Origin of the sequence: Streptomyces acidicola, from assembly GCF_009377235.1 — a bacterium.
GTDB classification, from domain to species: Bacteria; Actinomycetota; Actinomycetes; order Streptomycetales; family Streptomycetaceae; genus Streptomyces; species Streptomyces acidicola.
The window spans coordinates 55,806-61,805 of the sequence record NZ_VMNX01000021.1 but is presented as its reverse complement, the minus strand read 5'-3'; the positions used below and the strand labels follow the sequence as shown (position 1 = coordinate 61,805).

Here is a 6,000-nt window from a genome sequence, read left to right as displayed (position 1 = left end):
CCCCCCGCCCCCGAGCTGATCTCCCCGCGCTCCGCTCGTGTGTCCGCCGCTCGGCGGCTCGCCAAGCGGAACTTCCGAGGCAAGGAGCGGCTGTTCCTCGCTGAGGGGCCGCAGGCCGTGCGGGAGGCGGCCGGGCACCGGGTCGACGGGACGCCCGCGCTCGTCGAGGTGTTCGTCACCGTCGAGGCCGCGGAGCGCTACGCCGACATCGTGGGCGAGGCCCGCACAGCCGGAGCCCGGGTGCACCTCGCGTCCGAGGACGTGATCGCCGACATCTCCACCACGGTGACCCCGCAGGGGCTGGTGGGGGTGTGCCGGTTCCTCGACACGCCCTTCGAGGACGTGCTCAAGGCCCGCCCCAAGCTCGTCGCCGTGCTCGCGCACGTACGGGACCCCGGAAACGCCGGCACCGTACTGCGATGCGCCGACGCGGCCGGGGCCGAGGCGGTCGTCCTCACCGACGCCTCCGTCGATCTGTACAACCCCAAGACCGTGCGGGCCTCCGTGGGCTCCCTCTTCCATCTGCCCGTCGCCGTCGGCGTGCCCGTCGAGGAGGCCGTGGCCGGGCTCAAGGGTGTCGGTGTGCGTGTTCTCGCCGCTGACGGGGCAGGGGACGACGACCTCGACGACGAACTGGACAAGGGGACGATGGGCGGGCCCACCGCCTGGGTGTTCGGCAACGAGGCGTGGGGGCTTCCCGAGGAGACGCGTGCGCTGGCCGACGCCGTCGTGCGCGTTCCCATCCACGGAATGGCCGAAAGCCTGAACCTCGCGACCGCCGCCGCCGTATGTCTCTACGCGTCCGCCCGTGCACAGCGCGCCTCCGGCGGGTGCCGTTCCGTCACGCTCGGCTAGTAGGGTGGCGGGCTCGGGGCCCTCTCCCCGGGCTCTCGGCTGCGCTCGAAGCAGGGGGGACCCCCATGCAAGACGAGAGGTGGGGTTCGGGGATGAGTGTCGGCACGAGCAGGGCACCGGGTGCGCGGGACGTGCGCGCCAATGCCGCGGCCCGGCACGGTGAACTCGCCGAGCTCGGCATCGACCCCGACGACCTCCCGGACGGCCTTGTCGTCGCCGACGAACACGGTCGTGTCGTCTGCTTCAACGCCGCTGCCGCCCGGATCACCGCCGTCCCCGCCGAAGACGCCATCGGACGCCGCCTCGAGGTGGTCCTTCCATTAGAGGACCTGGAGGGCCGCCGCTGGTGGCAGCTGACCGATCCGTACGGCGGGCTCGCCATCAGGGTCGGGCAGCCCGAGCGGAACCTGTTGCTGCCCGGGGGCCGGGAAGTGCTCGTCTCGGCACGCTACGTCCGTACCGCACCCACCGGGCCCGTCCGCCGCGTCGTCGTCTCGCTCCGTGACACCGAGGCCCGTCGCCGTACCGAGCGCAGCCACGCCGAGCTGATCGCCACGGTGGCCCATGAACTGCGCTCGCCGCTCACCTCCGTCAAAGGCTTCACCGCCACCCTGCTCGCCAAGTGGGAACGGTTCACGGACGACCAGAAGAAGCTGATGCTGGAGACCGTCGACGCCGATGCCAATCGCGTGACGCGGCTCATCGCCGAACTCCTCGACATCTCGCGCATCGACTCCGGGCGGCTCGAAGTGCGCCGCCAGCCCGTCGACATCGGTGCCGCCGTCGGACGGCACATCCAGGCATACGTCGCCGCAGGTCAGCCCGCCGACCGGTTCCTGCTGCGCATCCAGCAGCCGTTGCCCGACCTCTGGGCCGACCCCGACAAGATCGACCAGGTGCTCAGCAACCTGTTGGAAAATGCGGTGCGCCACGGCGAGGGAACCGTCACGATTGACGTCCAGCCCTCGGCGTCCCCCCGGGAAGGGGAAGACGGCGAGAACACGGCTACGTCGGTCACGGTGAGCGACGAGGGGCCCGGCATCCCGGAGGAGTCCATGAACCGCGTCTTCACCCGCTTCTGGCGGGGCAGCAAGCGCGGGGGCACAGGCCTCGGGCTCTACATCGTCAAGGGCATCGTCGAAGCCCACGGCGGCACCATCACGGTCGGCCGGGCCCCCGGCGGCGGCGCCGAGTTCCGATTTACGCTGCCCGTGGGCACCCCGGCGTATCTGCAGTAACGCCGACCGAGGCCCCACGGGCGCATTCACACACCTCAACCCCGTTAGACTCGGCCTTTGGCACCTTTGCGTCCACTACCAGAGACGAATCGTCTCCAGGTCGAAGACGGGGCACATCAGCCAGCCAATCGGAAGCACGGGAAGAGATGTCGGCACCCAATAAGTCGTACGACCCTGTCGAGGTCGAGGCGTTGAAACCGGAAGAGATCGAGCGCATGCGGGACGAGGCGCTCGCCGCCTTCGCCGCCGCGGACTCCCTCGACGCGCTCCAGGAGGCCAAGGTCGCCCACACCGGCGGCACCTCGCCGCTGGCCCTCGCCAACCGCGAGATCGGCGCCCTGCCCCCGCAGGCCAAGGCCGCCGCCGGCAAGCTGGTCGGCCAGGCCCGTGGGGCCGTCAACAAGGGCCTCGCCGCCCGCCAGGTCGAGCTGGAGGCCGAGCGGGACGCCCGTGTGCTGGTCGAGGAGGCGGTGGACGTCACACTGCCCTACGACCGGGTACCGGCAGGCGCCCGCCACCCGCTGACCACGCTGTCCGAGCGCATCGAGGACATCTTCGTGGCCATGGGCTACGAGGTCGCCGAGGGCCCGCAGGTCGAGTCCGAGTGGTTCAACTTCGATGCGCTGAACATCGGCCCGGACCACCCGGCCCGCGGCGAGGCCGACACCTTCTTCGTGCAGACTGCGCCCAATAGCGGCTCCGCCGCGGGGTCCGGCACCACCGAGTCCGGCGTCGTGCTGCGCACCCACACCTCGCCCGTGCAGATCCGCTCCCTGCTGGACCGGGAGCTGCCGGTCTACGTGATCTGCCCCGGCCGTGTGTACCGCACCGACGAGCTGGACGCCACGCACACCCCCGTCTTCAACCAGGTCGAGCTGCTCGCCGTGGACGAGGGCCTGACGATGGCCGACCTCAAGGGCACCCTCGACCACATGGTCCAGTCGCTGTTCGGCGAGGGCATGAAGACGCGGCTGCGGCCGAACTTCTTCCCGTTCACCGAGCCGTCCGCCGAAATGGACATGCTCTGCTACGTCTGCAAGGGCGAGTCCGTCGGCAACCCGGACCGGCCCTGCCGCACCTGCTCCAGCGAGGGCTGGATCGAGCTCGGCGGCTGCGGAATGGTCAACCCCCGGGTGCTCACCGCCTGCGGGGTCGACCCCCAGAAGTACAGCGGATTCGCCTTCGGGTTCGGCATCGAACGGATGCTGATGTTCCGCCACAACGTCGAAGACATGCGAGACATGGTCGAGGGTGACATCCGGTTCACCCGGCCGTTCGGGATGGAGATCTGATGCGGGTCCCGCTTTCCTGGCTGCGGGAGTACGTCGACCTGCCGGCGACCGAAACCGGCCGTGACGTCCAGGCCAAGCTCATTTCGGCCGGTCTGGAGGTCGAGACCGTCGAGCAGCTCGGCGCCGACCTCAAGGGGCCGCTCGTCGTCGGTCAGGTGCTGACCATCGAGGAGCTGGAGGGCTTCAAGAAGCCGATCCGCTTCTGCACCGTCGACGTCGGCCAGGCCAACGGCACCGGCGAGCCTCAGGAGATCGTCTGCGGCGCCCGCAACTTCGCCGTCGGCGACAAGGTCGTTGTGGTCCTCCCGGGCGCCGTGCTGCCCGGCGGCTTCGCGATCTCCGCCCGCAAGACGTACGGCCGGAACTCGCACGGCATGATCTGCTCCAGTGACGAGCTCGGCATGGGCGACGACGGCACCAAGGGCATCATCGTGCTGCCGCCGGAGACCGAGGTCGGCAGGGACGCCGTCGAGCTCCTCGAACTGGTCGACGAGGTCCTCGACATCGCCGTCACCCCCGACCGCGGCTACTGCCTCTCCATCCGCGGTGTGGCCCGTGAGACCGCCACCGCCTACGGTCTGCCGCTGCGCGACCCGGCGCTGCTCGACGTGCCGGGACCGAACGCGTTCGGCTACCCCGTCGAGGTCTCCGACCCCGCCGGCTGCGGCCGCTTCACCGCCCGCACCGTCACCGGACTCGACCCGGAGGCACGCTCCCCGATCTGGCTCAAGCGCCGTCTGCAGAAGGTCGGCATGCGCCCGATCTCGCTCGCCGTCGACATCACCAACTACGTGATGATGGAGCTCGGTCAGCCGCTGCACGCCTACGACCGCACCCTGGTCCAGGGCACGATCGGTGTGCGCCGGGCCGAGGAGGGCGAGAAGCTCACCACCCTCGACGGCGTCGTACGCACCCTGCACGCCGAGGATCTGGTGATCACCGACGAGCGCGGCCCCATCGGGCTCGCGGGCGTCATGGGCGGCGCCAACACCGAGATCGCCGACCACGATGCCACCGAGAACGGGGAGAACGCCTCCACCGAGGTCGTCATCGAGGCCGCCCACTTCGACCAGGTCTCGATCGCCCGCACCGCCCGACGCCACAAGCTGTCCTCCGAGGCGTCCCGTCGCTTCGAGCGTGGCGTCGACCCGCTGGCAGCGGCCGCCGCCGCCCAGCGCACGGTCGACCTGCTGGTGCTGCTCGCGGGCGGCACCGCGGACGCCGGTGTCACCGAGGTCGTCGCGCCGTCCGCGCCGCGCACGATCACGATCCCGGCCGACCACCCGGACAAGGTCGCGGGCGTCGTCTACGGCCGCGAGACCGTCGTACGCCGCCTTCAGGACGTCGGCTGCGACGTGTACGGGCAGGACGAGCTGATCGTCACCGTGCCGTCCTGGCGGCCCGACCTCACCGACCCGAACGACCTGGCCGAAGAGGTCATCCGCCTGGAGGGCTACGAGAACCTGCCCTCCACGCTGCCCAGGCTGCCCTCGGGCCGCGGGCTGACCCACCGGCAGCGGCTGCACCGCCGCGTCGGCCGGGCCCTGGCCGGTGCCGGGTACGTCGAGGCGCCGAACTACCCGTTCATCAGCGAGCAGGTCTTCGACCAGCTCGGCCTGGACGCCGACGACCCGGCCCGACGCGTCGTCAAGCTCGTCAACCCGCTGAACGACGAGGAGCCGGCGCTGCGGACGTCGCTGCTGCCGGGCCTGCTCGGCGCGCTGCGGCGCAACGACGGGCGGGGCTCGCACGACCTGGCCCTGTTCGAGACCGACCTGGTCTTCCTCCCGCGCGCGGAGCAGCACGTTGCCGCAGCGCTGCCCGTCGACCGGCGCCCGACCGACGATGAGATCGCGTCGCTGGGTGCCGCGCTGCCCGAGCAGCCGCGTCACGTCGCCGCCGTCCTCGCGGGCGCCCGCGAGCAGGCCGGCTGGTGGGGCAAGGGCCGTCCGGCCGACTGGGCCGACGCGGTTGAGGCCGCCCGGACCGTCGCCCGGGAGACCGGCGCCGAGCTGATCGTCCGCAAGGGCCAGTACGGGCCGTGGCACCCCGGCCGCTGCGCCGAGCTGGTGATCATCGTCGACGGCACCGAGCGGGTCGTCGGTCACGCGGGCGAGCTGCACCCGCGCGTGGTGAAGGCTCTGGGCCTGCCCGCGCGCACCTCGGCGATGGAGCTCGACCTGGACGCCCTGGAGCTGGCGGGCGACGGCACCCCGCAGGCGCCGGGCATCTCCACGTTCCCGGTCGCCACGCAGGACGTCGCCCTGGTCGTCGACGAGTCCGTGCCGGCGGCGGAGGTCGAGGCCGCGCTGCACGAGGGCGCCGGTGAACTGCTGGAGTCCATCCGGCTGTTCGACGTCTACGAGAACGCCGAGCAGCTCGGCCAGGGGCGGAAGTCCCTGGCGTATGCGCTCCGCTTCAGGGCCGGGGATCGGACGCTGACCGTGGACGAGGCGTCCGCGGCCCGCGACGCTGCGGTTGCCCTCGCGGGCGAGCGAACGGGAGCCGTGCTCAGAGGGTGAGCGACGCGGGCAGTGCCGGGGGACTGCGGGTCGTTTGTCGGCCGCGGGTGTGTCGTGACTGGTCGCGCACCCGCGGCGGAGCCGGATGTGGCA

The 6,000-nt window shown here is 71.5% G+C and carries 4 protein-coding genes; all 4 read left to right on the top strand.

What is annotated here, in order from left to right:
- The coding region (locus tag FPZ41_RS09285; protein WP_228022616.1) for a TrmH family RNA methyltransferase at nucleotides 1–855 on the top strand (855 nt) is incomplete at its 5' end.
- Nucleotides 856–947: 92 nt separating this feature from the next.
- The gene (locus FPZ41_RS09280; RefSeq protein ID WP_152860893.1) at nucleotides 948–2,093 is read left to right on the top strand and encodes a sensor histidine kinase; all 1,146 of its coding nucleotides are present in this window, start codon (nucleotides 948–950) and stop codon (nucleotides 2,091–2,093) included.
- 146 nt (nucleotides 2,094–2,239) lie between these two features.
- Nucleotides 2,240–3,385 (top strand): phenylalanine--tRNA ligase subunit alpha, encoded by a 1,146-nt coding sequence (pheS, locus tag FPZ41_RS09275; RefSeq protein ID WP_152860891.1) that lies wholly within the window; start codon nucleotides 2,240–2,242, stop codon nucleotides 3,383–3,385.
- Nucleotides 3,385–5,907 carry a phenylalanine--tRNA ligase subunit beta gene (gene pheT, locus FPZ41_RS09270; RefSeq protein ID WP_152860888.1) on the top strand — a complete coding sequence of 841 codons (2,523 nt, stop codon included), beginning with the start codon at nucleotides 3,385–3,387 and terminating at the stop codon, nucleotides 5,905–5,907. Before pheS ends, pheT begins: the two co-directional genes overlap by 1 nt.
- Nucleotides 5,908–6,000 lie beyond the last annotated feature (93 nt).

Coding starts and splice junctions, on each gene's coding strand:
- pheS (WP_152860891.1), top strand. CDS start 2,240: ATGTCGGCACCCAATAAGTCGTACGACCCTGTCGAGGTCGAGGCGTTG.
- FPZ41_RS09280 (WP_152860893.1), top strand. CDS start 948: ATGAGTGTCGGCACGAGCAGGGCACCGGGTGCGCGGGACGTGCGCGCC.
- pheT (WP_152860888.1), top strand. CDS start 3,385: ATGCGGGTCCCGCTTTCCTGGCTGCGGGAGTACGTCGACCTGCCGGCG.